The 23,972-nt window shown below is 38.6% G+C and carries 19 protein-coding genes and 3 tRNA genes; 7 read left to right on the forward strand and 15 right to left on the reverse strand.

Annotation, left to right across the window (positions count from 1 at the left end; all coding sequences use genetic code 11):
• The first annotated feature begins 27 nt into the window (after nt 1-27).
• The 4 genes from ubiC (at nt 28) to MKX14_RS01410 (ending at nt 3,292) form a co-directional block, all read left to right on the forward strand.
• Nucleotides 28-537, forward strand: a complete 510-nt coding sequence (gene ubiC / locus MKX14_RS01395; RefSeq protein ID WP_240281577.1) for a chorismate--pyruvate lyase family protein — start codon at nt 28-30, stop codon at nt 535-537.
• Nucleotides 534-1,412 (forward strand): 4-hydroxybenzoate octaprenyltransferase, encoded by an 879-nt coding sequence (ubiA, locus tag MKX14_RS01400; RefSeq protein WP_039210977.1) that lies wholly within the window; start codon nt 534-536, stop codon nt 1,410-1,412. The genes ubiC and ubiA overlap by 4 nt, the downstream gene beginning before the upstream one ends.
• A 109-nt stretch (nt 1,413-1,521) precedes the next feature.
• Complete coding sequence (locus MKX14_RS01405; RefSeq protein WP_240281578.1) at nt 1,522-2,979, forward strand: lipase family protein; 1,458 nt, start codon at nt 1,522-1,524, stop codon at nt 2,977-2,979.
• A gap of 112 nt (nt 2,980-3,091) precedes the next feature.
• Nucleotides 3,092-3,292 carry a hypothetical protein gene (locus tag MKX14_RS01410; protein WP_240281579.1) on the forward strand — a complete coding sequence of 67 codons (201 nt, stop codon included), beginning with the start codon at nt 3,092-3,094 and terminating at the stop codon, nt 3,290-3,292.
• Between the two features lie 4 nt (nt 3,293-3,296).
• On the opposite strand, the gene MKX14_RS01415 is transcribed toward MKX14_RS01410, so the two are convergent.
• From MKX14_RS01415 to MKX14_RS01440, 6 genes are all read right to left on the reverse strand, one after another.
• Complete coding sequence (locus MKX14_RS01415; RefSeq protein ID WP_240281580.1) at nt 3,297-3,740, reverse strand: DUF2726 domain-containing protein; 444 nt, start codon at nt 3,738-3,740, stop codon at nt 3,297-3,299.
• A gap of 56 nt (nt 3,741-3,796) precedes the next feature.
• Nucleotides 3,797-3,872 (reverse strand) — tRNA-Asn (locus tag MKX14_RS01420).
• Nucleotides 3,873-4,053: 181 nt separating this feature from the next.
• Nucleotides 4,054-4,129: transfer RNA gene (locus MKX14_RS01425), tRNA-Asn, on the reverse strand.
• A gap of 8 nt (nt 4,130-4,137) precedes the next feature.
• Nucleotides 4,138-4,213, reverse strand: a tRNA-Asn gene (locus MKX14_RS01430).
• Nucleotides 4,214-4,359: 146 nt separating this feature from the next.
• A complete protein-coding gene (gene sodB, locus MKX14_RS01435) occupies nt 4,360-4,986 on the reverse strand; it encodes a superoxide dismutase (RefSeq protein WP_000208083.1) in 627 nt (208 codons plus the stop codon).
• 145 nt (nt 4,987-5,131) lie between these two features.
• A complete protein-coding gene (locus MKX14_RS01440; RefSeq protein WP_240281581.1) occupies nt 5,132-5,890 on the reverse strand; it encodes a Nif3-like dinuclear metal center hexameric protein in 759 nt (252 codons plus the stop codon).
• Between the two features lie 194 nt (nt 5,891-6,084).
• On the opposite strand from MKX14_RS01440, the gene algW reads away from it, so the two are divergent.
• Nucleotides 6,085-7,260, forward strand: coding sequence for a S1C family serine protease (gene algW, locus MKX14_RS01445; RefSeq protein ID WP_005068179.1), 1,176 nt, complete (start codon nt 6,085-6,087; stop codon nt 7,258-7,260).
• A gap of 42 nt (nt 7,261-7,302) precedes the next feature.
• On the opposite strand, the gene cca is transcribed toward algW, so the two are convergent.
• The 6 genes from cca to ahcY form a co-directional block, all read right to left on the reverse strand.
• Entirely contained in the window at nt 7,303-8,541 is a 1,239-nt protein-coding gene (gene cca / locus MKX14_RS01450; RefSeq protein WP_017398614.1) for a multifunctional CCA addition/repair protein, read from the reverse strand.
• A 91-nt stretch (nt 8,542-8,632) separates the two neighbouring features.
• Entirely contained in the window at nt 8,633-10,903 is a 2,271-nt protein-coding gene (maeB, locus tag MKX14_RS01455) for an NADP-dependent malic enzyme (protein WP_002118176.1), read from the reverse strand.
• A gap of 236 nt (nt 10,904-11,139) precedes the next feature.
• A complete protein-coding gene (locus MKX14_RS01460; RefSeq protein WP_240281582.1) occupies nt 11,140-13,992 on the reverse strand; it encodes a putative bifunctional diguanylate cyclase/phosphodiesterase in 2,853 nt (950 codons plus the stop codon).
• A gap of 134 nt (nt 13,993-14,126) precedes the next feature.
• A complete protein-coding gene (locus MKX14_RS01465) occupies nt 14,127-14,849 on the reverse strand; it encodes a 16S rRNA (uracil(1498)-N(3))-methyltransferase (protein ID WP_108011239.1) in 723 nt (240 codons plus the stop codon).
• A gap of 18 nt (nt 14,850-14,867) precedes the next feature.
• Nucleotides 14,868-15,704 (reverse strand): methylenetetrahydrofolate reductase [NAD(P)H], encoded by an 837-nt coding sequence (metF, locus tag MKX14_RS01470; protein ID WP_032004580.1) that lies wholly within the window; start codon nt 15,702-15,704, stop codon nt 14,868-14,870.
• 70 nt (nt 15,705-15,774) lie between these two features.
• On the reverse strand, nt 15,775-17,157 hold the full coding sequence (ahcY, locus tag MKX14_RS01475; protein ID WP_033847673.1) for an adenosylhomocysteinase: 1,383 nt from the start codon (nt 17,155-17,157) through the stop codon (nt 15,775-15,777).
• A gap of 221 nt (nt 17,158-17,378) precedes the next feature.
• On the opposite strand from ahcY, the gene MKX14_RS01480 reads away from it, so the two are divergent.
• Entirely contained in the window at nt 17,379-17,915 is a 537-nt protein-coding gene (locus MKX14_RS01480; RefSeq protein ID WP_240281583.1) for a cysteine peptidase family C39 domain-containing protein, read from the forward strand.
• 37 nt (nt 17,916-17,952) lie between these two features.
• Here MKX14_RS01480 and MKX14_RS01485 read toward each other — a convergent pair whose 3' ends face one another.
• The 3 genes from MKX14_RS01485 to lipA form a co-directional block, all read right to left on the reverse strand.
• Nucleotides 17,953-18,336: a carboxymuconolactone decarboxylase family protein gene (locus tag MKX14_RS01485; RefSeq protein ID WP_000043120.1), complete on the reverse strand. Its 384-nt coding sequence runs from the start codon at nt 18,334-18,336 to the stop codon at nt 17,953-17,955.
• Nucleotides 18,337-18,439: 103 nt separating this feature from the next.
• Nucleotides 18,440-20,905 carry an acyl-CoA dehydrogenase gene (locus tag MKX14_RS01490; RefSeq protein ID WP_240281584.1) on the reverse strand — a complete coding sequence of 822 codons (2,466 nt, stop codon included), beginning with the start codon at nt 20,903-20,905 and terminating at the stop codon, nt 18,440-18,442.
• 279 nt (nt 20,906-21,184) lie between these two features.
• A complete protein-coding gene (gene lipA / locus MKX14_RS01495; RefSeq protein WP_002118167.1) occupies nt 21,185-22,198 on the reverse strand; it encodes a lipoyl synthase in 1,014 nt (337 codons plus the stop codon).
• A gap of 196 nt (nt 22,199-22,394) precedes the next feature.
• On the opposite strand from lipA, the gene sthA reads away from it, so the two are divergent.
• Nucleotides 22,395-23,807: a Si-specific NAD(P)(+) transhydrogenase gene (sthA, locus tag MKX14_RS01500; RefSeq protein WP_002052850.1), complete on the forward strand. Its 1,413-nt coding sequence runs from the start codon at nt 22,395-22,397 to the stop codon at nt 23,805-23,807.
• Nucleotides 23,808-23,972 lie beyond the last annotated feature (165 nt).

Raw genomic sequence — 23,972 nt, forward strand, 5'->3', positions numbered from 1 at the left:
AGGTGCGAGTTTTCATGTGAGCAGATTATGCGTAAACGGCAACCAGTACTTAAACAGGAAAAGGCTTTAAATCCTGAGTTGAAAACATGGTTGTATGCTTCTGGCTCTCTGACTCAACAACTCACTGAGCTTGGTGGTGGTCAGTTTAGTGTGAGGCCCTTTAAACAACACTTTCAGCGTTTAACGTTTGCAGACAGTCAATGGATGAACATGTCTCATGCTCATACTTCATGGGTAAGGGAAACCTATTTATATGGCTGTGAAGCAGAGCCGTGGGTGAAAGCAAAAAGTATTTTTCCAATTCAAAGTTTACAAAAAAAAGCACGTATATTTCAGCACATTGGGTCTAAACCGATTGGCTTTTTTCTATTTCAAAGAACGACTCCGCTTTGTGACCGTCGTGTCATTCGTTTGCCAGAAGGCTGGACGCGACAAAGTTGCTATACTTGGCATGGATGTAAATTTATCGTCCAAGAAACATTCTTACCGGCTTTTGAAGCTTTTTTAAATCAGCAGCACGACAAGGAATTACTATGACGACTGCAACAGGCACAACATGGCGTCAGCGTTTAGAGGCTTATTATTATCTATGTCGATTTGATAAGCCAATTGGTACTGAACTGGTGTTTTGGCCAACCATGTGGGCACTTTGGGTTGCATCGAAAGGAATACCTGATTTAGGTATTTTATTTGTCATGATTTTAGGCGTCATTTTTATGCGCGCTGCTGGATGTGCGATTAATGACTTTGCTGATCGTAAAGTAGATGGTCATGTAGAGCGAACAAAAACGCGCCCTTTAGCAACAGGAATGATTCGTGCAAGAGAAGCTGTATATGTATTCTTAGGCCTCGTTTTAGCAAGTGCAGCTTTATTGTTCTTTTTACCGATCGAAACTTTCTACTGGTCATTTGGGGCATTACTTCTAGCGTTTATTTATCCATTTATGAAGCGCTATACCAACTTACCTCAAGTATTTTTAGGCGCAGCATTTTCATGGTCTATTCCTATGGCCTTTACCGCTGTAGGTAAAACTCCAGATTTAACTTGCTGGTTGCTCTATTTTGGTAATTTAGCTTGGACAGTGGCTTATGATACTCAATATGCAATTACAGACCGTGAATATGATTTAAAGATTGGTGTGAAATCTACAGCTATTCTTTTTGGCCGATATGACATCCAGATTATTGCTCTTTTACAAGCAACTAGTCTTGTTTTGATTGGTACTGCACTATATTTAGAAAATATTTTATTCCCATGGGCAATTATTGCTTTAATTGTAGTGGCCTTCGATTTTGTATATCAAACAATTAAAACCAAAGACCGCAACCCTCAAGTATGTTTTTGGGCATTTCGTCACAATCGCTGGGTGGGATTAATCATTTTTCTAGGAATATTTTTAAATTTCATATAGTAAAAATGACCGTGAGGTTGAAAAGTGTTCTATGCAGAGCACTTTTTTTATGTCTTAATATTTGTGCATAAAAATATGCAGAATAAATAACACATAAAAAGGATATTCTATGAAACGGTCAAAAATTGCTTTAGCTATAACATTATCAATTTCAGCATTATTTCTTACAGCGTGTAATGACGATGATGATGACTACACAGGGATAGACACAAATAAAGCTTATGTTTCAGAAAGTAATTACGCTATTGATAAAGTTGATAATGCTTCAACGATCAAAGTAATGACTTATAACATGGCAAATGTTCAAGGAAAAACAGCAACTGCTACAGCAATGGTATTGTTTCCAAAAGCAATACAACCGAAAGATGGTTATCGTGTAGTGGTATGGGAACACGGAACTGTTGGGGTGGGTGATGGTTGTGCGCCAAGCAAAAATGCAATTAATCCGCGGTTTAAAATCCTTGCTGAGTCTTTATTAGCAGCAGGTTATGTGATTGTGGCACCAGATTATGAGGGTTTAGGCACACCAGGGATGCATCCGTACTTAAACTTATCTAGCGAAGCAAAATCAGCGTTAGCTGCAGTTAAAGCAGTAAAAGAGCATTACGGTGCTCAGTTAAAAGGTGACTGGATGTCGATTGGTCAGTCTCAAGGTGGACATGCCTCATTGGGTACTGCTGAGTTTGCCAATACAGATGCAAGTTATAAAGGTGCGGTAGCTGGAGCACCTGCATCAAGCTTAGGAACAATTATTCAGATTTATATTGATCCTGAAATGAATCAAGACAGTAATTTTGCAGTTAGTAAGCTAGATCAAGCGATTATAGCGCGTAGACAAATTGATGCAGCGATTGCAGTAGGTCAAATGTCTCCAAATGATCCGCTAGCACTTGCTGTACCTACAATTGATAAAACTGCAGAAGGATATGCCGAATTATTAGCATATGCAGCATTCGCAAGTGCAGGGATTAAAGCACAGCAACCAGACTATGACTTGAAGGCAATTTTTACTTCAGGAGCGGCTGACATTGCAGAATTGGCTTATGGTCGTACTGGTGACGATGGTGCTTGTTTAAGTTATCCTGCTCCTGATACTGCAAACGGCCTGCAAGAGAAATTTAAAGCGGGAATCTTAGCTTTCTTGGCTGACCCTACACATCAAATTACCCAGTACGGTATTGATCTAAATAAATTTAAAGCAGATCAAGTTGTTCAACGCTTCTTGACTGCTACTCAACCTGCAACGAATGCTACTGCTGAGAAAGTTATTAAAACACCGGTGTTTATTATTCAAGGCGAAAAAGATCAAGCGGTATTGCCTGTGGTAACGCAAGTCTTATTTGATAAAATGAAAGCGAAAGCTGCGGATTTGTTCCCACAAGCAGGCTATGATAAAGGCTATAAGCTAACTATTGTGCCGAATGCGACCCATACTCAAGCAATCATATGTCAAAATGCCAATGCTGTAGATTTCATTCAAGCTAATATGTCAGCGGGTACGGGTATTGTGCTGACTGATGCACAGAAAGATGCCAGCCAAAGTCCACACTGCACAGGTAAATTCTAAGATTTATTTGTTGAATTAGAAAATAGCTTTAAAAAAGAGCCACTTTATAGTGGCTCTTTTTGTTATATTGTTACGCATTCTGAAATCGATAATATTTGAGTTTGAAGAACTTATGAGCCAGCAACCTGTTAAAAAAAAATCTGTTCCTTGGTTATTAATGGGATTAGGTTTACTTATTCCTTTTCTGATTATTGGAATACTTTTCTTGGCTGCAAAAAGTGATGCTAAGAATAAAAAACAATATGAACAGCAGCGTTTAGAGATGGAAAAAAGAATAGCTGAGAAAGAAGCTGCAAATTCTGAAACGAAATAGTTTGTTAATGAATGTCCTTTTGTAATTGACGTACAGTAGGAATATTTGTGTAGCGCTTTACAAGGTAGCCTGCTTCAGTGAGCATTTGATCACGAATACGGTCTTCTTCTACTTTTTCAAGATGGGTAGGGTCATCTAGCTCAATAATGGCCATGACTTCCATCTTGTCGTTTAGCACAACAAAGTCAGTAACTTTACGATTGAACTGACTACGAATTTTATAGTCATTACTGGTAATTAATGCGCTAAAAGCCACTTGTGCTAATACATGATAATTTGGAAAACTTTGTTTTAAACGTATAAACATTTGAGTTTCAAAGTTTGTAATGACAGGACGAGCAAAGAATTTTTGTTTTGGAAATAAATAAGGGCGTAAACATACAAAAAGAAAAATACAGGTACTTACGCAACCTAAAACAATAAAAAATAAGTGACTCGATTCGAACATGTGAAGGCATCATACAAATAAAAACCCACTCATGATGAGTGGGTTTTTAAGAATCTTGGCTCTCCCACCTGGGCTCGAACCAGGGACCTGCGGATTAACAGTCCGTCGCTCTACCGACTGAGCTATGGGAGAATCTGGAAAAGGATTTTAGGCAGGAAAGGGTGCTGGGTCAAGCTTTAATAGCAGAATTAGAGAGAATATCTCATCGTTTGGTTTAAAAATACTCGAAACATTGATTTTATTCAAAATAATGGAAAATTATTAAATGATTAGAAAAAAAACCCACTCATGATGAGTGGGTTTTTAAGAATCTTGGCTCTCCCACCTGGGCTCGAACCAGGGACCTGCGGATTAACAGTCCGTCGCTCTACCGACTGAGCTATGGGAGATTAGTAGATGGCTCTCCAACCTGGGCTCGAACCAGGGACCTGCGGATTAACAGTCCGTCGCTCTACCGACTGAGCTATTGGAGAATCTGATGCGCATTTTATGGATGAAATCTAAAAGCGTCAATAAGAATATTAAAGAAAATGAATCGTTTGCTTGATTAATATGCTTTTGCTGTATTAAAAATAAAAAAACCACCCAAAATAGGGTGGTTTTTCATAAAGAAATAAAATTATTTCTCTACACCAGCTGGTTGGCCTGCAAGTTTTGCATTTGCATAGTCCCAGTTCACAAGGCTTTCTAAGAAAGTTGCGATGTATTTAGGACGTAAGTTACGGAAATCGATGTAGTAAGCATGTTCCCATACGTCAATTGTTAATACAGCAATTTGACCATGTGCAAGTGGAGTGTCTGCATTAGAAGTTTTAGTAATAGATAATTTACCATTTACTTCATCAGCAACTAACCAAGCCCAACCTGAACCAAATTGAGTTGTTGCAGCAGCAGTAAATTCTTCTGCAAACTTTTCGTAGCTACCAAAAGCTTCGTCAATTTTAGCAGCGATTGCGCCAGTAGGCTTACCACCACCATTTGGCTTCATGCTGTTCCAGTAGAAAGTGTGATTCCAAACTTGAGCGGCATTGTTGAAAATACCAGCTTTAGATGCATCACCAGCAGTCGCTTTAATGATTTCTTCTAAAGTTTTACCTTCAAGGTCAGTCCCTTTGATTAAGTTGTTTAAGTTAACAACATAGGTATTGTGGTGTTTATCGTGATGGTATTCTAAAGTTTCTTTACTAATATGTGGCGCTAAATCATCATAGCCATATGGAAGTGCAGGTAAAGTAATGGTTGTCATGTTCCTATTCCTTGCATTTGCTGGGTTATACAATTAAGTGGCTCTATTGTAAATGATTCTGGTAACAATAGGGCATCGTTTTAAAGAACTATACACAATAAAGATCTAATTAATACGCATAACACAGATTGAAAAAAAGACTTAATTAAATCGGATTATTCAATTCAAAATATTCAGCTTCAATTGAAAACTGTTTTGAGATCGCTTGTGCCAAACGCTGAACTCCATAACGCTCAGTAGCATGGTGACCACAGGCGAAATAGTGAACCCCTAATTCTTTTGCTTCATAAAAAGTTCGTTCACTGACTTCACCTGAAATATAAGCATCACAATTTTGCAAAGCAGCTTTAGCAATAAAATCTTGAGCGCCGCCTGTACAGAAGCCTACTTTTTGAATGCTTTGCTTTTCTGCGGGCAAATGAATTACCTTAAAATCAAAACTGTTTTGAAGCTGTGCTTTAAATTCATCCACAGAAATTGCTTGCTCTAAATAACCAATATTGCCAATTGGATGTTTTTCGGTTAAATCGAGTGGTTCTAAATTCTTCAAGTTTAGTTTTTCTGCAATGGCTACATTGTTGCCCAAAGTTGGGTGTGCATCTAAAGGTAGATGATAAGCGACTAATGAAATATTATTTTGAATGAGTTTTTTAATGCGGTTGCCTCGCATTCCAGTAATTGGATACGGTTCGCCCTTCCAAAAATAACCATGATGTACGAGTAACAAATCTGCATTTTGAGCAATTGCTGCATCAATCGCATCTTCAGAAGCAGTAACCGCACAAACGATACGCTTTACTTCAGTTAAACCTTCAATTTGCAGGCCATTTGGTGCGTAATCTTTAAATTCTGCCGCTTTTAAGGTTTGGTCGCACCACTGAATAATTTCATGCAAATTTGCCATGATATTTCCTGAATTGATTAGTAAATAATTGCTAAAGCTATAGAAACATATTTTGTTGTGTAACTAAAGCTAGACAAATCTTTTTTGACTTTTTTATGTATATCGACATATTTAATTTAAAATGCTTAACTGAAAACTCTTTTTGTTCAATATATTAATTTAATTAAAAACTTCTTTGCGTAGAGGATATGAACGTGCGCCGCACCTTTACATGGTTACCTTGGGTGTTACTTATTATTGTAATTGCCAGTTTTATTGCATGGCAAAAATACCATCAGCCGAAACCAACTGTTGCAGTTGATGGGGTGCAAATGCCTGCTGAGAAAGTTGAACCACTCGTTGATACTTCGAGAGCGGGCGGGGTGGTATCTTATAGCGCTGCAGTAAAAGTTGCAGCGCCAGCAGTTGTTAATATTTTTACGACCCAGAAAGTTAAACAAAATCATCCTTTATTAAGTGATCCGGTCTTCCGCGAATTTTTTGGAAATCAGGTTCCAGAGCAACAACAGCAAAATGAAAATAGCTTAGGCTCTGGGGTTATTGTACGAGCTGATGGTTATATTTTGACGAATAATCATGTAATTGCTCAAGCTGATCAGATTGTAGTTGCATTACATGACGGCCGTCGTGCAGAAGCAACGATTGTTGGAACAGACCCTGATACCGATTTAGCCGTAATTAAAATCGATTTAGATAAATTACCTGTGTTGCCATTTAAACTCAGTGGTAATGAAGTAGGTGATGTTGTCTTGGCTATTGGTAACCCATTTGGCGTAGGCCAAACAGTAACTCAAGGTATTATTTCTGCGACTGAACGCTCTGATTTAGGCATTAATACCTATGAAGACTTTATTCAAACGGATGCCGCAATTAACCCAGGTAACTCTGGTGGAGCATTAATTGATGTGGCTGGGAATTTAATTGGTGTAAATACTGCTATTTTCTCTCAGTCAGGTGGTTCTTTAGGAATTGGTTTTGCAATTCCTGCAAAAGTTTGCCAACAAGTACTAAACTCAATTTTGAAAGATGGCCGCGTAGTGCGTGGATGGTTAGGTATTAGTTTAGTACCACCTACACAAGAAGATGTATTAGCACCTAAACAGCAAATTGGGGTGGTGGTTGCAGATGTCTTGAAAAATGGTCCAGCTGCATCAGCAGGTATTAAGATTGGTGATAAAATTATTCAGGTGAATAATCAACAAATCACTTCAGCATCTCATTTGATTAATTATGTTGCATTACAAGCGCCTAACAGCGAAATTAATGTAATGGTCGAGCGAGATGGGAAGCAACAAAACTTTGTGGTGACAGTAGGGGAAAGAAAAAACCAAAATACTCAATCACAATTTATACCGCTGCCTAAACAGTAAAGATAAAAAAGCCTCGTAATGAGGCTTTTTTCTTGGTGTTAATTAAGTATGAGATAGTGCTTGATGCTGATGTTTGAACTCAGTTAAAGCATCAATACGGTACTGAATGAGCATTTCACCAATCTCAGCACCTTTAATGTTTTCAGGTAAATCCTGAACTTTAATAGAGCGAACGATTTGCATCGCATCTAACATGTACTGAGCTTGTGGATAGGGACGATCTTCTAAACCGAGTCTTCCTTTAGCATCACATTCACATGCTTGTACAAAAGCTTCAACTCTCTCAGGACGGCGTAATACATCTAGGCGCTGTAATAGGCGCCATACTGTTCCTGGTTTTAACGACATAATCTGATGACATTTTAGATGTTCTTTACACACCGATAATGCCAACTGTCGAGTTTGAGTTGGAACTTTTAAACGTTCACATAACTCGGTAACAGGTTTTACTCCACGTTCTTCATGCATGATGTGGCGAGGAAGTTCGTTAGCTGGAGTCAATGCTTTACCCAAATCATGTACTAAAACAGCAAATCGAACATCAAGCGAATAGTTTGACTTACAAGCTTGCTGTAAGGACATTAAGGTATGTATACCGCAGTCCACTTCTGGATGATATTCAGGGCGCTGTGGTACACCAAATAATGCGTCAATTTCAGGGAAAAGATGTTTCAATGCCCCACAGTCACGCAATGTCTGAAAATAAACATCTGCATGATCTTCTAAAAGTGCGCGAGAAGTCTCTTTCCACACACGCTCTGGTGTTAAGGCATCAAGCTCACCTGATTCGGCCATGGTTTGCATAAGCTGCATTGTCTCTGGCGCAATCTGAAAACCATATGAAGAATAGCGAGCCGCAAAGCGTGCAACACGTAAAACACGTAAAGGATCTTCAGCAAAAGCTTCTGAAACATGACGCAAAGTTTTATTTTCTAAATCGGTTTGACCGCCATATGGATCGTATAGTTTGCCATCTTGATCCATTGCTATGGCATTGATGGTTAAATCACGGCGGATTAAATCTTCTTCTAAACTTACTGTGGTATCAGTAAAAAATTGAAAGCCGTGGTAGCCTTTACCAGATTTTCTTTCAGTACGTGCAAGTGCATATTCTTCTTTCGTTTCGGGATGAAGAAACACAGGAAAATCTTTGCCTACAGGTTGAAAACCTTGGGCGAGCATGTGTTCCGGCGTTGCACCGACAACAACATAATCTTTTTCTTGATAGGGATGCCCAAGTAAAAAATCACGGACGGCACCGCCTACTAAATACACTTGCATGAAAAAACCTCTATTCTTCAAGCAATCATGCTACAGAATAGAGGTTTTCTCAAGTCATTAGAGATGCTTTTCGTAAAAAGCAGTTTCTAAATTACTTTTCTTGTTGTTGGATTTCAGCAACAGTTAAAGCAGTCATATTGATAAGACGACGAGTTGTTGCTGTCGGTGTCAAAATATGAACAGGTTTTGCTGCACCAAGTAAAATTGGACCAATAGTAACGTTGTTACCAGAAGTCGCTTTCAACAAGTTAAATGAAATATTTGCTGCATCTAGGTTTGGCATAATGAGTAAGTTTGCAGAACCTTTGAAACGTGAGCCAGGGAATGCAAATTGACGAATGTTTTCGTCTAATGCTGCATCACCATGCATTTCACCCTCAACTTCAAGCTCAGGAGCTTGCTCAGATAAAATACGATAAACTTCACGCATTTTTTGAGCACTTGAGTCAGTCTGGTCACTACCAAAACTTGAATGAGAAAGCAGGGCTACACGCGGAGTAATACCAAAACGACGTACTTCTTCAGCTGCTAAAATAGTCATTTCAGCAAGTTGTTCAGCAGTCGGGTTTGTATTTACGTATGTATCAGCAATAAACAAGTTACGATCTTCAAGCATTAATGCATTTAAGGTGAAGAAGTTATTCATACCTTCTTTTAGACCGATGACATTGCGTACAAAGTCAAGGTGAATGTTATAGCTACTGTAAGTACCACATAACATACCATCAGCTTTACCGAATTTAACCAGTAGAGATGCAATTAAAGTTGAACGGCGACGAGCTTCACGTTGAGCATATTCAACAGTAATGCCTTTGCGTTGCATTGTTTGATAGTAGTCTTTCCAAAACTCTTCATACATTGGGTTTTGTTCTTGATCTACAATCTCAATATTTACGCCATGTTGTAAACGTAGGCCTAATTTTTTGATATTAGCTTCAATAACAGCAGTACGACCTACTAAAATTGGTTTAGCTAAATCTTCATCAACTGCGATTTGCACTGCACGTAATACGCGCTCATCTTCACCTTCAGCATATGCGATGCGTTTAGGATCAGTTTTTGCTTGAGCAAAAATCGGTTTCATCAAGAATGCAGAATTATAAACAAACTCAGATAATTTTTGACGGTATGCAGAGAAATCTTCGATTGGACGAGTTGCGACACCTGAGTCCATTGCAGCTTTAGCAACAGCAGGAGCTATTTCTAAAATTAAACGTTGGTCAAGTGGGCGTGGAATTAAATAGTCACGGCCAAATGAAGCAGATTTTTCGCCATAAGTTGCTGCATCTGCTTCTACGTGTGCCATACGTGCAATTGCATGTACACATGCAATTTTCATGTCTTCATTAATCGTTGTTGCACCAACGTCAAGTGCACCACGGAAAATGTAAGGGAAACATAATGCGTTGTTTACTTGGTTTGGATAATCTGAACGACCAGTTGCCATGATTACATCAGGACGTACTTCATGTGCATGTTCAGGTAAAATTTCTGGATCTGGGTTTGCCAAAGCAAAAATAATAGGGTTCTCAGCCATCTGTTTCACCATTTCTTTGGTGAGAATACCAGCAGCAGAAAGACCCAAGAACATATCAGCACCAGCCATTACTTCATGTAACTGAGTCGCTTTAATGTCTTGAACATAACGTTTTTTCGATTCATCCAAGCCTTCACGTGAAGTAGTGAGTAGACCGCGAGAATCGGCAACAATGATATTTTCTTTATTTACGCCTAAAGCACAAAGTAAATCTAAACAAGAAAGGGCAGCAGCGCCTGCACCTGAAGCTACAATTTTGATTTCATCAATTTTCTTATTTACAAGTTGCAATGCATTAAGCAAAGCTGAACCTACAATGATACTTGTACCGTGTTGATCGTCATGGAATACAGGAATTTTCATGCGTTCACGAAGTTTCTTTTCGATATAGAAACATTCTGGCGCTTTAATATCTTCGAGGTTGATACCACCGAAAGTTGGCTCAAGAGAGGCAACAATATCTACAATTTTATCTGGATCGTTTTCTGCAATTTCGATGTCAAATACGTCAACACCAGCAAACTTCTTAAAGAGTACGCCTTTACCTTCCATTACAGGTTTAGACGCTAATGGTCCAATATTACCTAAACCAAGAACAGCTGTACCGTTACTAACTACGGCAACCAAGTTTCCGCGAGCTGTATATTTTGCAGCAGCAGATGGATCACGTTCAATCTCTAAACATGGCGCAGCAACTCCTGGTGAGTAGGCTAGAGCCAAATCTCGTTGGTTGACAAGTTGCTTACTTGGGGTGACGCTGATTTTCCCTGGGTTTGGATATTCATGGTAATTTAAAGCGGCCTGTTTTAAAGATTGATCGTCCATCTGAGTCTCTATTTGATACAAAAAAGCAAACTAGTCAAATTGCTCATTTAGGGAGAGGCAACTCGCTTCTTTGACTATGCTTTAATTTTTACCAATTAAGAGAATAGTAGACGAATTGCCAATAGCCCCGTGGTGAGCTAAATGCTAAAGAATATAACACTACTTCTTTATTTCTCACAGTCAAAAACGCTCATTTTTGGAAAAAGCAGCATAGGTAAAATAGATGATTGGAACAATTAAGAAATATGCGGATTTGTTTGTAGATAAGGAATAATCTGCTCGGAAGGAATAGGGCGACTAAAGAAATAGCCTTGTAAAAAATCACATTGCTGTTTTTGTAGATAGGTGACTTGTTCTTTTGTTTCTACACCTTCAGCAACCAGTTTAAGTCCCATACTTTTACCCATCGCGATCATTGCATTTACAATTGCTTCTTGTTTATGGTCACCAATTTTAGAAATAAAAGCACGATCAATTTTTAATACGTCAATTGGGTATTCTGTTAGATATGCCAAAGAAGAATAACCCGTACCAAAGTCATCTAAGGCAATTGAGATATCTCGTTGTTTTATCGCATGTAATAGCGTTTTTACATTGGCAGTATTGTCTAAAAGGGCTGACTCTGTAATTTCAAGTTCGAGATCTGAACCTTGAATATTATATTTTTGCAAAACCTCATCTAGATCATTGAGTAATAAGCCTCGATGTATCTGTTGAGCGACGATATTTACAGAGACTTGAATATTGAGATAACCCGCATCTTTCCATTCTTGTAGTTGTTTTCCAACTTTATCCAAAACAACTTTACCAATATCTGAAATCAGGCTACTACGCTCAGCAAATGGTATGAACATATTTGGCAGGATTAATCCTTTCTCAGGATGCTGCCAACGAATGAGTGCTTCAAAACCGATAATTGATTGATCGTGTAGATTAATTTTAGGTTGGTAATAAACGACAAATTCATCATTTTGAATGGCTTTACGTAGCTCTTGCTCTAAATCGGCAGTTTTATATGAGTGATTTGTTTTATTGCAGTAATAGCAAATTGTATTACCACCTAAACGTTTTGCCTCGGAAAGCGCTTGCTCTGCATGATTGTTGAGATGATCAATTTGTCTGCCATGTTCAGGGAAACATGCAACACCGATAGATGCCGTAATAAAATATTCGTGATTATCAATGTAAAAAGGTGCATTGAGTGCTTGTAAAATATTTTGGCAATATTGCTCAACATTTGGATGAATTGGCGAAATTTCATAAATGATTGCAAAATCGTCACTATTTAAGTAAGCAACCAAAATTGCATTAATATTGATTAAGCGTAATCTTTGTGCGAACTGTTTAAGTAATTCATCACCACTATCATTATTTAAAAATTCATTGAAAGCTCGGAAGCGGTCAATATTTACCCGTATTAACGCTAAATTTTTAATGTTATATGAAGGATTTACAAGATATTGGTGTAATTGATTGTAGTAGTAAAGACGATTAGGTAGATGGGTGAGGCTATCGTAGTTTTTTAAATAAGATAGGTGTTGCTCTTGACGTTTTTGCTCTGTGAGGTCGCGTGCAAATCCAATATAATGAGTAATTTGATTGAATTCATCTTTGACCACATTGATATGCAACCATAAATATACGCTTTTGCCAGAATTAAATTTTTCATCAAACTGACCCATATATTCTCCTGTCTCAAGGAGTTGTTGTTTTATTGATGTATGAAATTGTTGTTGTAATTCTTTTTGATTAATTGTATTGCTAAATAACTCTTTATTCAGAAGCTCTGATTTCGAAAATCCGGTTAATTTTTCGTAGTAAGGATTAATATCAATATAGTTTAAGTGCTCATCTAGAATAAATATTCCTTCCGCAGCTTGCTCGAGCACAATTGCAGATAGCCTTAGATGTTCTTGGTCCTTTTTCTCTTGATGTATATCGCGGGTCATTCCCACCATACGAAGCGCTTTTTGTGTTTTAGGATCTCTGGTGATGACACGGCCTACATCATGAATCCATCTCCAAGAACCATCTCGACGTAAAATTCGAAAGGTGATATTAAAATGATCTGTAACGCCTTCCAAATGCTGTTTTAAACGTTCTTCAAAGAGTTTTTTATCACTTGGATGAATACGATCTAATATGGTATTGAGATGAATAACGGCGGTTTGAGTTTGTTTTTGTTGATCGAAAAACGTAATTTCTAATCTTTGACTTTCAATATCCCAATCCCAAGGCCGAATACCCGCAGTTTCATGTGCAAAAGTTAAATTATAGTGATGGCTTTCGAGTTGCTCATTCACTTTTGTGAGGTCATAGGTACGTTCACGTACTTTTTGCTCAAGTAAATGATTGTTAAATTGAAGCTGAGCTTCAATATCTTTGGACTTATTCACTTCTTGTTGGAGTTGTACGCATAATTCTTCAGCCCATTGTGTATGCTGGTCTGAAATTTGAACAAGCTGTTTATTTTTTAATAATAATTGAGAGATCTTTTGGTAATTACGTTGAGTTGCATATGCACAAAGCACTGTTGCGACAAAGGTGAGGTTATAGGCGAAATAAAAAGGTAGCTGAGTAATTGGATTATGTGTGAATTGAGCAATTAGTAGAGGGAAGGTGCTAGGAATAAATAAAAGGTAAAAATATCGGGGTTGCTGTGTTAAAAAAGTAAGGCCAATGATATGAGCCGAAGTAATAAATAAAGCAATTAAAATATGTGCATCTGGTAGCGCGACTAAATGAGGAGGAAGATACAAATGAATAATCGTGACATTTATCCCCATTAAAATTCCTGAGAACAAACAAATACTTTGTAAGACACGATCAGCTTTTTTTGTGAAATCAATCGTGCGATAGTGGGTTAAAATGTTTGGAATAAATAATAAAAAGATAAAAGAAGCTATGGTCAGTCCAAGAGACCAGCTAAATACTGTTATTGCAGATGAAAAATAATAAGAAAAAATACCATATGAAATAAGGCATAGTAATATCAGGCTAATCAAATACCAGCGTATATATTGAGTTGAAAGTTTCAGCTGTTCAATTTTTGTTTGATGCTGTAGATATTCTTCCTGAAGCCCAGACATAAGATTTTTCTATCCTATTTTTTTACATATATACAGAAAGAATCTGATTTATCAGTGAAAAAGAATTTGAAATTTTATTCATGCAATAAAAGTAAATTAACTTTAAATAACGATTTAATCAATGTTCAGTGAACTTAGGTGGATAAAAATCGATAATTTAAGATAGACAATGCAACAACAGGAGCTGTTTCTGTACGTAAAACACGGTCACCAATGCACCAATTCACAAATCCAGCTTGATTGGCTTGGGTAATTTCATTTTCACTTAGCCCACCTTCTGGGCCAATCAATAAGGCAAGCTCAGGCTGTATTCCTGCCAATACATCTTTTTGTTCTTTTTCAGGAGCTAAAACAAATTTAGATTGAGGAAGTTCAGAAGAACTTAACCATTCATGAAGAGAAATAGGCGCTAATACTTCTGGAACCAAATTCAAGCCACATTGTTCACATGCTGCAATTGCAACAGCTTGCCAGTGATCTAATTTTTTTTGATCTCGATCGTATTTTAAGCGCATTTCACAACGCTCACTTGTTAGCAATTGAATCTGGCTTACACCCAATTCAGTGGCTTTCTGAATGGCATAATCCATTCGGTCACCTTTACTCATGACCTGACCCAGAACTGCTTTAAATGGGGCATTACGGTTATTAGGGTTGAAATTCTCAATTGTGACAAACGCATTTTTTTTATTAATTTCGCTCAGTGTCGCGAGATATTCGCCACCTTGGCCATTAAAGAGAGTCGCTTGTTCTTGTAGTTGTGCACGTAAAACGCGCACCCAATGATGGAAGACTGATTCTGTCAGTTGAATTGTTGAGCCAACTGTAAGTTCAGTTTCGATAAAAAAACGGTTCATTGGGTACGCCTTACAAAATTAATTTAAACCAAGATCAACAACAAGTTGACGAGTTGGTTCGATTTGATTCATTGAATAGAAGTGTAAGCTTGGCGCACCACCTGCAATAAGGCGTTCACACAACTTAACAACAACTTCATGACCGAAAGCTTTGATACTTTCACTGTCATCACCATAGGCTTGTAATTGCTTACGGATCCAGCGAGGAATTTCAGCACCCGTACCGTCTGCAAAGCGAATTAAGTTGCTTGCGTTGGTAATTGGCATGATTCCCGGAGCCACCGGAATGTTAATTCCAGCTTGCTCTAAGCGCTCTATAAAATAAAAGTAGGAATCTGGATTAAAGAAGAATTGAGTAATTCCTGCATTGGCACCAGCTTGTACTTTTTCAATAAAACGTTGAATATCTGAATCAAGGTTTTCAGCTTGAGGATGCATTTCTGGATAAGCTGCAACTTCAATATGAAAATGGTCACCTGAGTGCTCACGAATAAAACGTACTAAATCCTGTGCGTACGGAAGTTCCCCAAGTCCAACCTGACCAGAAGGTAAGTCACCGCGTAAAGCAACAATACGGTTAATGCCTTGAGCTTTATATAAATCCAGTAACTCAGCAATACGAGCTTTATCATCACCAATACAAGAAAGGTGAGGTGCAACTGGTGTACCTTTACCATTGAAATCATCAATAGCAGCTAGAGTACGTTCGCGAGTAGAACCACCAGCCCCATAAGTAATTGAGAAAAACTCAGGGTTCAGAAGTTGTAATTCTTGGTGAACAATACGAAGTTTTTCAGCACCAGCATCAGTTTTTGGTGGAAAAAACTCAAAAGAAATAGGTGTACGTTTAGTCATGTCAAATCCTTGTAAACAGCGAAACATTTTAGAAAAAAGGGCAGTCGGTTCACCGTCTGCCCTTAAGTTCTTAGTACTTGTAAGCGTCAGACTTGAATGGTCCCTCAACAGCAACACCTAAATAATCGGCTTGCTCTTGAGTTAACTGAGTAAGTACACCACCGAAACCTGCAACCATTGCGGCAGCAACTTCTTCGTCAAGTTTCTTAGGAAGAACTTCTACACGAATTTTTGCAGCTTTTTCATTTGCAGGAAGATCGGCAAATTTCTCTTGGAATAAGTGAATTTGACCTAAAACTTGGTTAGCAAAAGAACCGTCCATTACACGAGATGGGTGACCAGTTGCATTACCTAGGTTTACAAGGCGACCTTCAGAAAGAAGGATAAGGTAGTTATTTTCATCTTCTGAACGATAAACTTGGTGAACTTGTGGCTTAACTTCAACCCATTTGTAACCACGCAAATAAGCCGTGTCGATTTCTGTGTCGAAGTGACCGATGTTACATACAACTGCACCAGCTTTTAAGCTGTCTAACATTGCTGCGTCACACACGTGGTAGTTACCAGTAGTTGTTACAACGAGGTCAGTGTTGCCAAGAAGATCTTGGTTAATATCTTCTTTTTTACCTGTTTGTACGCCGTTTTTGTATGGAGATACAACTTCATAGCCGTCCATACATGCTTGCATTGCACAAATTGGGTCAACTTCAGTTACACGAACGATCATACCTTCTTGACGTAAAGATTGAGCAGAACCTTTACCTACATCACCATAACCAACTACAAGTGCACGGCGACCAGACAAAAGCATGTCAGTTGCACGTTTGATTGCGTCATTTAATGAGTGACGGCAACCATATTTGTTGTCGTTTTTAGATTTAGTAACTGAGTCATTTACGTTAATTGCAGGAACTTTCAAAGAACCGTCTTTCCACATTTCGATAAGACGTTGAACACCTGTTGTAGTTTCTTCTGTAATACCGTGAATACGTTCTAAAAGAGCAGGGTATTTTTCATGAACAAGAGCAGTTAAATCACCGCCATCGTCCAAGATCATGTTGGCATCCCAAGGTTGGCCATTTACATTGATCTGTTGCTCTAAACACCATACGTATTCTTCTTCAGTTTCACCTTTCCAAGCAAAAACTGGAATACCGCGAGCAGCAATTGCAGCAGCAGCGTGGTCTTGAGTAGAGAAAATGTTACATGATGTCCAGCGTACTTCAGCACCTAATTCAACAAGCGTTTCAATAAGAACAGCTGTTTGAATAGTCATGTGAATACAACCAAGAATTTTTGCACCAGCAAGTGGTTTAGAAGCTGCATAGCGTTTACGTAAGCCGATCAAAGCTGGCATTTCTGCTTCAGCAAGTTTGATTTCTTTACGGCCGTAGTCAGCAAGAGAGATGTCAGCAACTTTGTAATCTGTAAATGAAGCATTAACCGCGTTCATCAGGATCTCCTAGGAAAAAATAGTATTGATCATTCTGTTCGCGGATGCCGTTGTTGGTTAAAACGAGTGTTTAACCGATCGTCGAGCCTGGCAAATTGATCTTTAGTGCCGATCAATTGTCGCAGCATCCCTCGACTAGCGAAACATTGTACTTGGAAAAGCTTTTAGTGCCAATCCAGTTTTGTTTATTATCTGCGTAATTATCACTTTAGATTCTAATTATGGCATTAAATATTCCCGAGTCGTTGGCAAGCCTAGAGTCAAACTGTGGCGTTTTTGCAGTTTGGATGGTGCTTCAGCATCATGGAGTACAAATTGATGTGGTTGAGCTGATTAATGTTTGCCGACACGATGAAGGAGGCACCTATACGATTGCCTTAGCTGTTGCTTTAAAAAAACTAGGATTTCAAGTGTCATTTCATTCAGATGAGGATCCTAGCATTAGCCAAAGCGAACGCATGAGCTATAAAGAGGCAAAGGTATTAAGAATTCCAACTGGACCTGCGCTGAGCTATCAAGATATTCAAGATGCAATTCAAAACGGAAAAATGGTGATTGTGTACTACGATACTTTAGAAGGGGTTGGAAACCAGTCGCTCATTTATTCTATAGATCAAAATGAAATCTGCTTTTTTGATAGTTTTGAACCGATGTCAGCGGGAGTTTTTGAAAAGCAGCGTCAAGTAGAGGGGATTTGCCGTCAGGCTATTGTGATTGATGATCGTAATTTTCAGATGCATTCATCCAAATTGAATTAGATAAGAAGAGCCAGTAGAGTGCTGGCTCATATTGAAGTTATTTTTGTTGATATTCTTGAATCACTTCTAAAGCAGCGCGAAAAGCTTCTTGTGTAGCAGGGGCGCCGCAATATGGCAGGCTGTGCAATAGTGTTTCTTGAATCTCTTCAACTGTACAACCATTGTTGAGTGCACCACGAACATGGCCTTTGAGTTCAGTTGGCGATTTAAGTGCGGTTAGCATAGCTAAAGTTATTAATGAGCGATATTTACGTGGAAGTACACCTTCACGTTGCCAAGTCGATCCCCATGCATGTTCGTTAATCCAGTCTTGTAAAGGCTGAGTAAAGGGTACGGTGTTTTCTTGGGCACGTTTTACAAAAGCTTCTCCCATCACTTCTGTGCGAACTTTTAATCCATTTTCGTAATCTTGCTTAGACATTAATTTCTCCTAAAAATAAAAGCGTCGAGTGACGCTTTTATGGTTATTTATTAATTAATGCGAATCAAAAATGATTGCAATAGTGAATTAGTGGAGGCACCAGTCACACTATTTGATGAGGGTTTGACAAAGGAAGATCTTTATTTAAATCTTCATCAAATACATCTGTAAGCATGCTATCGAATCGAATTGCGTTGTATTGCAATAGTTGTTGAGCTTCGCTTTCAGAAATAAAACCTTCTTTTATCGCTTGTTGAATATTCTCTTCGAAAGTCAGTCCTGTAAATTTGCCTTTAGATTCAGCTTTTTTAAACTTATCCCAAAGTGGTTCAAGTGTTCGTAGAATTTGGAATGTATGTTCTAAACGTCCAGTCACATCATCGGCTTTGGTTGAATAAAATACGTGATGCTTAAGCTGCTCTCTAAAAGGATGCTCTTGCATCATAAGTTCAGCGACTTGTTGTTTTAACTCATCATCTGGTTTTGAAATGACACGACCAAAAGGGAAACAGATCCATTTTACAAATGCTGCCGGAAGTTTAGCTGGGAAGTTTTCAAATAATCCCCAAAATGCTTCCTGAATATTCAAGAAAGCTTTTTGTAGCGCTAATTTTGCATGAAGTTGTTCGGCTTCAGTTTTTTGGCCAGCTTCATAAAATTTTAAAATTGCAGTAGAAATAAAGAGGTGCGCGTGAATATCTGCCAAGCGTCCTGATAACATTTCTTTGCGTTTTAAGTCGCCTGCAAGTAAACCAAGTGACATATCCGAAACAAGTGCAAAGTTGGCACTAAAACGGTTAATCGTCTTATAGTAACTGACAGTGAATTGATCTGCTGACTGAGGCGCATCGCTTGAGCCACCTGTCCAACCGTAAGCAAATGATCTTGCACCACGGTTAAAGGTATAGGCTAAATGTTTAAATAACAAATCATCGAATTTTTTGACTGAGTTATTTTTATCTTCAGATTGAAGGAGTTGTAACTCTTCAAATAGATAAGGATGACAACGCATTGAGCCTTGGCCAAAAATCATCAATGAACGGGTCAAAATATTTGCACCTTCTACCGTAATTGCAATTGGAATCGCTTGATAGGTAAGGGCAAGGAAGTTACGTGGTCCAAGTTGAATAGCACGTCCTCCAGCAATATCCATTCCGTGATTGACAACTTTACGCATCGTTTCAGTTGCATAATATTTTGCCATAGCAGTCATCACGGCAGGTGTTCCACCTTGGTTTAGGCCACATGTCACTAAATAACGGAATGCTTCAAGCATATAGGCATCGCTGGCAATTTCGCTGGTTGCTTCTTGTACGCCTTCAAATTTACCTACTGAAATATTGAACTGTTGACGAATTTTTGCAAAAGCACCAACGGTTAAATAACTCATTTCACCTGCAGCTGTTGCTAGAGCTGGAAGGGAAATACCACGGCCCACACCTAAACATTCCATGAGCATACGCCAGCCTTTACCGGCATTTTCTTGACCACCAATAATCCAGTCAATAGGAATAAAAACATCTTCTCCTTCTACTGTTCCATTCATAAATGGAGAACCAGGATAATGTCGTGCTCCAATTTTCACACCTGCATGACTTGCAGGAATTAAGGCACAAGTAATACCGTATTCTGTTTTGTTTTTATCTCCGAGTAGGCCTTCTGGGTCATAAAGTTTAAATGCTAAGCCAACAACGGTGGCAATTGGTGCAAGCGTAATCCAACGTTTAGAGAAATTCATGCGCAGCCCAAGAACTTGAGCACCTTCATATTCACCGTAGCAAACAACACCCGAATCTGGAATGGCGCCTGCATCTGAACCTGCTTCTGGGCTGGTTAAACCAAAGCATGGGATCTCTTCACCTTTAGCAAGGCCCGGTAAATATTGCTGTTTTTGTGCATCGGTACCGTAGTGCATGAGTAGCTCACCCGGTCCTAACGAGTTTGGAACCATACAACTCACAGCTGTGGTGAGTGAGCGGGAAGCAATTTTGCTCATAATACGGCTTTGGGCAAATGAGCTAAATTCTTTGCCACCAAAGGACTTTGGAATAATGAGGCCTAAAAAACCTTTGTCTTTAATAAATTGCCAAACTTCAGGTGGTAGATCTTTTAAGTGATGATGAATCTCCCATTCATCTAGCATGCTACAAAGGAGCTCAACTTCATTGTCGATAAAACTTTGTTCTTCTGCTGACAACGTTGGGTAGGGGTACTTTTCAAATTGTGACCAATCAGGTGCCCCCATAAACAACTCTTTTTCCCACCAACTGGTACCTGCCTCTAAAGCCTCTTGTTCAGTCGTACTGATGCTCGGCATTGAGTTTGCTAAAGTTTTATATGCAGGTTGAGTAATTAGGTTAAAGCGTAATGGTGCAAATAAAATAATGATACTAAGGGCAATAAGGGGAATACCTAAAATGAGAGCCCATGGCGTTAGTATGAGTGCAGAAAGTATGGCTACAGCAATCGTAATAACACTACCAATGGTTCTGTTTAGATTAAAAAAGAAAATTGCCCATATTGCAAAAAGCTGAATGACAACGCTTAAAACAAAGAGTAGGAAAATCATACTTGCTCCTTGCTAGATAAGCCCTCAAGTTATAAGTTACAAAAAAGCGAGGAGAGATTTAAGGCTTAACTAGCTAATTTTTAATGCTGTTTAAATTTAATTTTTTATGTCGCAATTGATGTATATGCTAGAGCAGGGATATATCGTACTTTTAGGTATAAGATATTTTTAAGTGAAAGTGTAATGGGTTGTTTTATCGATTTGTCAAGAAATGTTATTGATTTTCTTATACAAATAAAAAGCCCTCTGAAGTAGAGGGCTTTTACAGATATTTAATTTTTAAGCTTCGACAACTTGAACAGCGATTTTTTTAGCTGGATCTACTTTGCGACGAACTTCTGGTACTGGTTCACCGTGGTATTGACGATCAGCAAAGTAACTTGAACGAACCATTGGTGCAGACCAAATATTTCTAAAGCCAAGTTTACGGCCATGCTCGGCATAACGTTCGAACTCTTCTGGTGTTACAAAGCGGTCAATTGGCGCGTGTTGTTTAGATGGCTGTAAATATTGACCAATAGTCACATAGTCAACATCGTGAGCACGCAAGTCATCAAGCAATGCAATAACTTCTTCTTCAGTTTCACCGATACCCACCATCAAACCACATTTTGTTGGGATATCAGGGCAGTACTCTTTAAACATTTTTAATAAGTTTAAAGAATGTTGATAGTCTGAACCTGGACGCATTGCTTTATATAGACGTGGCACAGTCTCGATGTTGTGGTTAAATACGTCTGGCGGACATTCAGTCATAATGCGTAAAGCAATATCCATACGTCCACGGAAATCTGGTACTAAAATCTCAAGCAATGTATTTGGGCTTAGTGCACGAGCTTCTTTGATACAGTCAACAAAGTGTTGTGCACCGCCGTCAAGTAAGTCATCACGGTCAACCGAAGTAATTACCGCATATTTGAGCTTAAGATTAGCAATTGTCTCTGCCATATGACGAGGTTCATCTGCATCGAGTGCATTTGGACGACCATGTGCTACATCACAGAAAGGGCAACGACGTGTACAAATATCACCCATGATCATGAATGTTGCTGTACCACCACCAAAACATTCTGGTAGGTTTGGACAAGCAGCTTCTTCACAAACGGTATGGAGTTTTTGAGCACGTAAAGTCGTTTTAATACGCTGAACTTCTTCTGGTGCCGTCATCTTGACACGAATCCAGTCAGGTTTACGCGGCACTTCAACCGTAGGTACAACTTTTACAGGAATTCTTGCGACTTTTTCTGCGCCACGAAGTTTTACACCCTGTTCAGGTTTACGGTGTTCTGACATATTTAACTTTTCCACTCGTTTATAGAGACATTGACATTGTATTATAGCGAACTTCTGCAGTTAATAGCGGAAAATAACTATTCATATAATAAATGTGGTTATTCAGAAATATAGGGTTGAGAAATACATAAATTCACCGCATATTAGCCATAATTTATTATAAAATATGGTCATTCAAGTGAGGAAGGAGCTTTCAATGCCACGTAAAAAAGAGGTCGTTAGTGGGAATTTCGTTAAGTACGATACGGTAGTTCTCGGTTCTGGACCTGCAGGTGAAGGCGCGGCAATGAAGCTTGCAAAAGCGGGTAAGCGTGTTGCAATTGTAGATGTGCGTGATCAACTTGGTGGTAACTGTGCTCACGTAGGGACTATTCCAAGTAAAGCATTGCGTCAAACAGTATCTAGTATTATCCGCTATCAACGTGATCCAATGTTTCAAAAAGTAGGTGAATGGAAACAGTTCACCATGAAGCAGGTTTTGCGTAATGCACACAAAGTAATTCAACAACAAGTTGATACACATACACGTTTTTACGATCGTAACAAAATCGGTGTATTCCATGGCCGTGCATATATTCAAGATAAAAATACAGTTTTAGTTTTTAGCCATGAAGGTATTAAAGAAACAATTATCTGTAAGCAAATCGTGATTGCGACAGGTAGTCGTCCTTATCATCCGCAAGGTTTAGACTTTGATCATCCTCGCGTATTCGATTCGGACAAAATCCTTGATCTTGATTATTCAATTCAAAAAATCATTATTTACGGCGCAGGTGTTATTGGCTGTGAATATGCCTCAATCTTTATTGGTCTAGATCATAAAGTTGACTTGATCAATACTCAGCAAAAACTATTAAGTTATTTAGATGATGAAATTGCTGATGCTCTTTCTTATCACTTACGTGAGCAAGGGGTGTTAATTCGCCACAACGAGCAAATGGATCATCTTGAAACGTTTGATGACCATGTTGTTTTACACTTACAAAGTGGTAAAAAGATTAAAGCTGATGCGATTCTTTGGTGTAATGGCCGTTCAGGAAATACAGAAGGTTTGGGTCTTGAAAATGTTGGCTTAGTACCAAATAGTCGTGGTCAACTTTCTGTAAATGATCAGTATCAAACTGAAGTTGAAAACATCTACGCTGCTGGTGATGTTATTGGTTGGCCTTCACTTGCTTCTGCTGCTTATGACCAAGGACGTTGTGCTGGTGCGAACATGAGTGGTGAAGATGCGAAGCCAGTGCGTGATATTCCAACAGGTATCTATACAATTCCTGAAATTTCTTCGATTGGTAAGAATGAACAGGAATTAACGGAAGAGAAAATTCCGTATGAAGTGGGTCAAGCTTCTTTCCGTCATTTGGCTCGTGCACAAATTACGGGTGATACCGTGGGTGAGTTGAAGATACTTTTCCACCGCGACACTTTAGAAGTTTTAGGTATTCACTGTTTTGGTAATAATGCTGCCGAAATTATCCACATTGGGCAGGCAGTTATGCACAGCCCAAACAATACCTTGAAATATTTCGTTGAAACGACATTTAACTATCCAACAATGGCTGAAGCATATCGTGTAGCTGCGCTTAATGGTATGAATCGTTTGTTTTGATTTTAAATAAGTTTTCAATAAAAAAGCCTGCAAATTTGCGGGCTTTTTTATTTTCATTAGACCATAGGTTTTTTATATTTTTATGACAATTTGCAGTATGTGTCTGGTTGTTTGTATCTCTAGTGGGCACAAAATGCTTGATTGAAATATACAAACAAATCAGGA

Source organism: Acinetobacter pittii (assembly GCF_022449185.1).
GTDB classification, from domain to species: domain Bacteria; phylum Pseudomonadota; class Gammaproteobacteria; order Pseudomonadales; family Moraxellaceae; genus Acinetobacter; species Acinetobacter pittii_I.

Coding starts and splice junctions, on each gene's coding strand:
- ubiC (WP_240281577.1), top strand. CDS start 28: ATGCGTAAACGGCAACCAGTACTTAAACAGGAAAAGGCTTTAAATCCT.
- ubiA (WP_039210977.1), top strand. CDS start 534: ATGACGACTGCAACAGGCACAACATGGCGTCAGCGTTTAGAGGCTTAT.
- MKX14_RS01405 (WP_240281578.1), top strand. CDS start 1,522: ATGAAACGGTCAAAAATTGCTTTAGCTATAACATTATCAATTTCAGCA.
- MKX14_RS01410 (WP_240281579.1), top strand. CDS start 3,092: ATGAGCCAGCAACCTGTTAAAAAAAAATCTGTTCCTTGGTTATTAATG.
- MKX14_RS01415 (WP_240281580.1), bottom strand. CDS start 3,740: ATGTTCGAATCGAGTCACTTATTTTTTATTGTTTTAGGTTGCGTAAGT.
- sodB (WP_000208083.1), bottom strand. CDS start 4,986: ATGACAACCATTACTTTACCTGCACTTCCATATGGCTATGATGATTTA.
- MKX14_RS01440 (WP_240281581.1), bottom strand. CDS start 5,890: ATGGCAAATTTGCATGAAATTATTCAGTGGTGCGACCAAACCTTAAAA.
- cca (WP_017398614.1), bottom strand. CDS start 8,541: ATGCAAGTGTATTTAGTAGGCGGTGCCGTCCGTGATTTTTTACTTGGG.
- maeB (WP_002118176.1), bottom strand. CDS start 10,903: ATGGACGATCAATCTTTAAAACAGGCCGCTTTAAATTACCATGAATAT.
- MKX14_RS01460 (WP_240281582.1), bottom strand. CDS start 13,992: ATGTCTGGGCTTCAGGAAGAATATCTACAGCATCAAACAAAAATTGAA.
- MKX14_RS01465 (WP_108011239.1), bottom strand. CDS start 14,849: ATGAACCGTTTTTTTATCGAAACTGAACTTACAGTTGGCTCAACAATT.
- metF (WP_032004580.1), bottom strand. CDS start 15,704: ATGACTAAACGTACACCTATTTCTTTTGAGTTTTTTCCACCAAAAACT.
- ahcY (WP_033847673.1), bottom strand. CDS start 17,157: ATGAACGCGGTTAATGCTTCATTTACAGATTACAAAGTTGCTGACATC.
- MKX14_RS01480 (WP_240281583.1), top strand. CDS start 17,379: ATGGCATTAAATATTCCCGAGTCGTTGGCAAGCCTAGAGTCAAACTGT.
- MKX14_RS01485 (WP_000043120.1), bottom strand. CDS start 18,336: ATGTCTAAGCAAGATTACGAAAATGGATTAAAAGTTCGCACAGAAGTG.
- MKX14_RS01490 (WP_240281584.1), bottom strand. CDS start 20,905: ATGATTTTCCTACTCTTTGTTTTAAGCGTTGTCATTCAGCTTTTTGCA.
- lipA (WP_002118167.1), bottom strand. CDS start 22,198: ATGTCAGAACACCGTAAACCTGAACAGGGTGTAAAACTTCGTGGCGCA.
- sthA (WP_002052850.1), top strand. CDS start 22,395: ATGCCACGTAAAAAAGAGGTCGTTAGTGGGAATTTCGTTAAGTACGAT.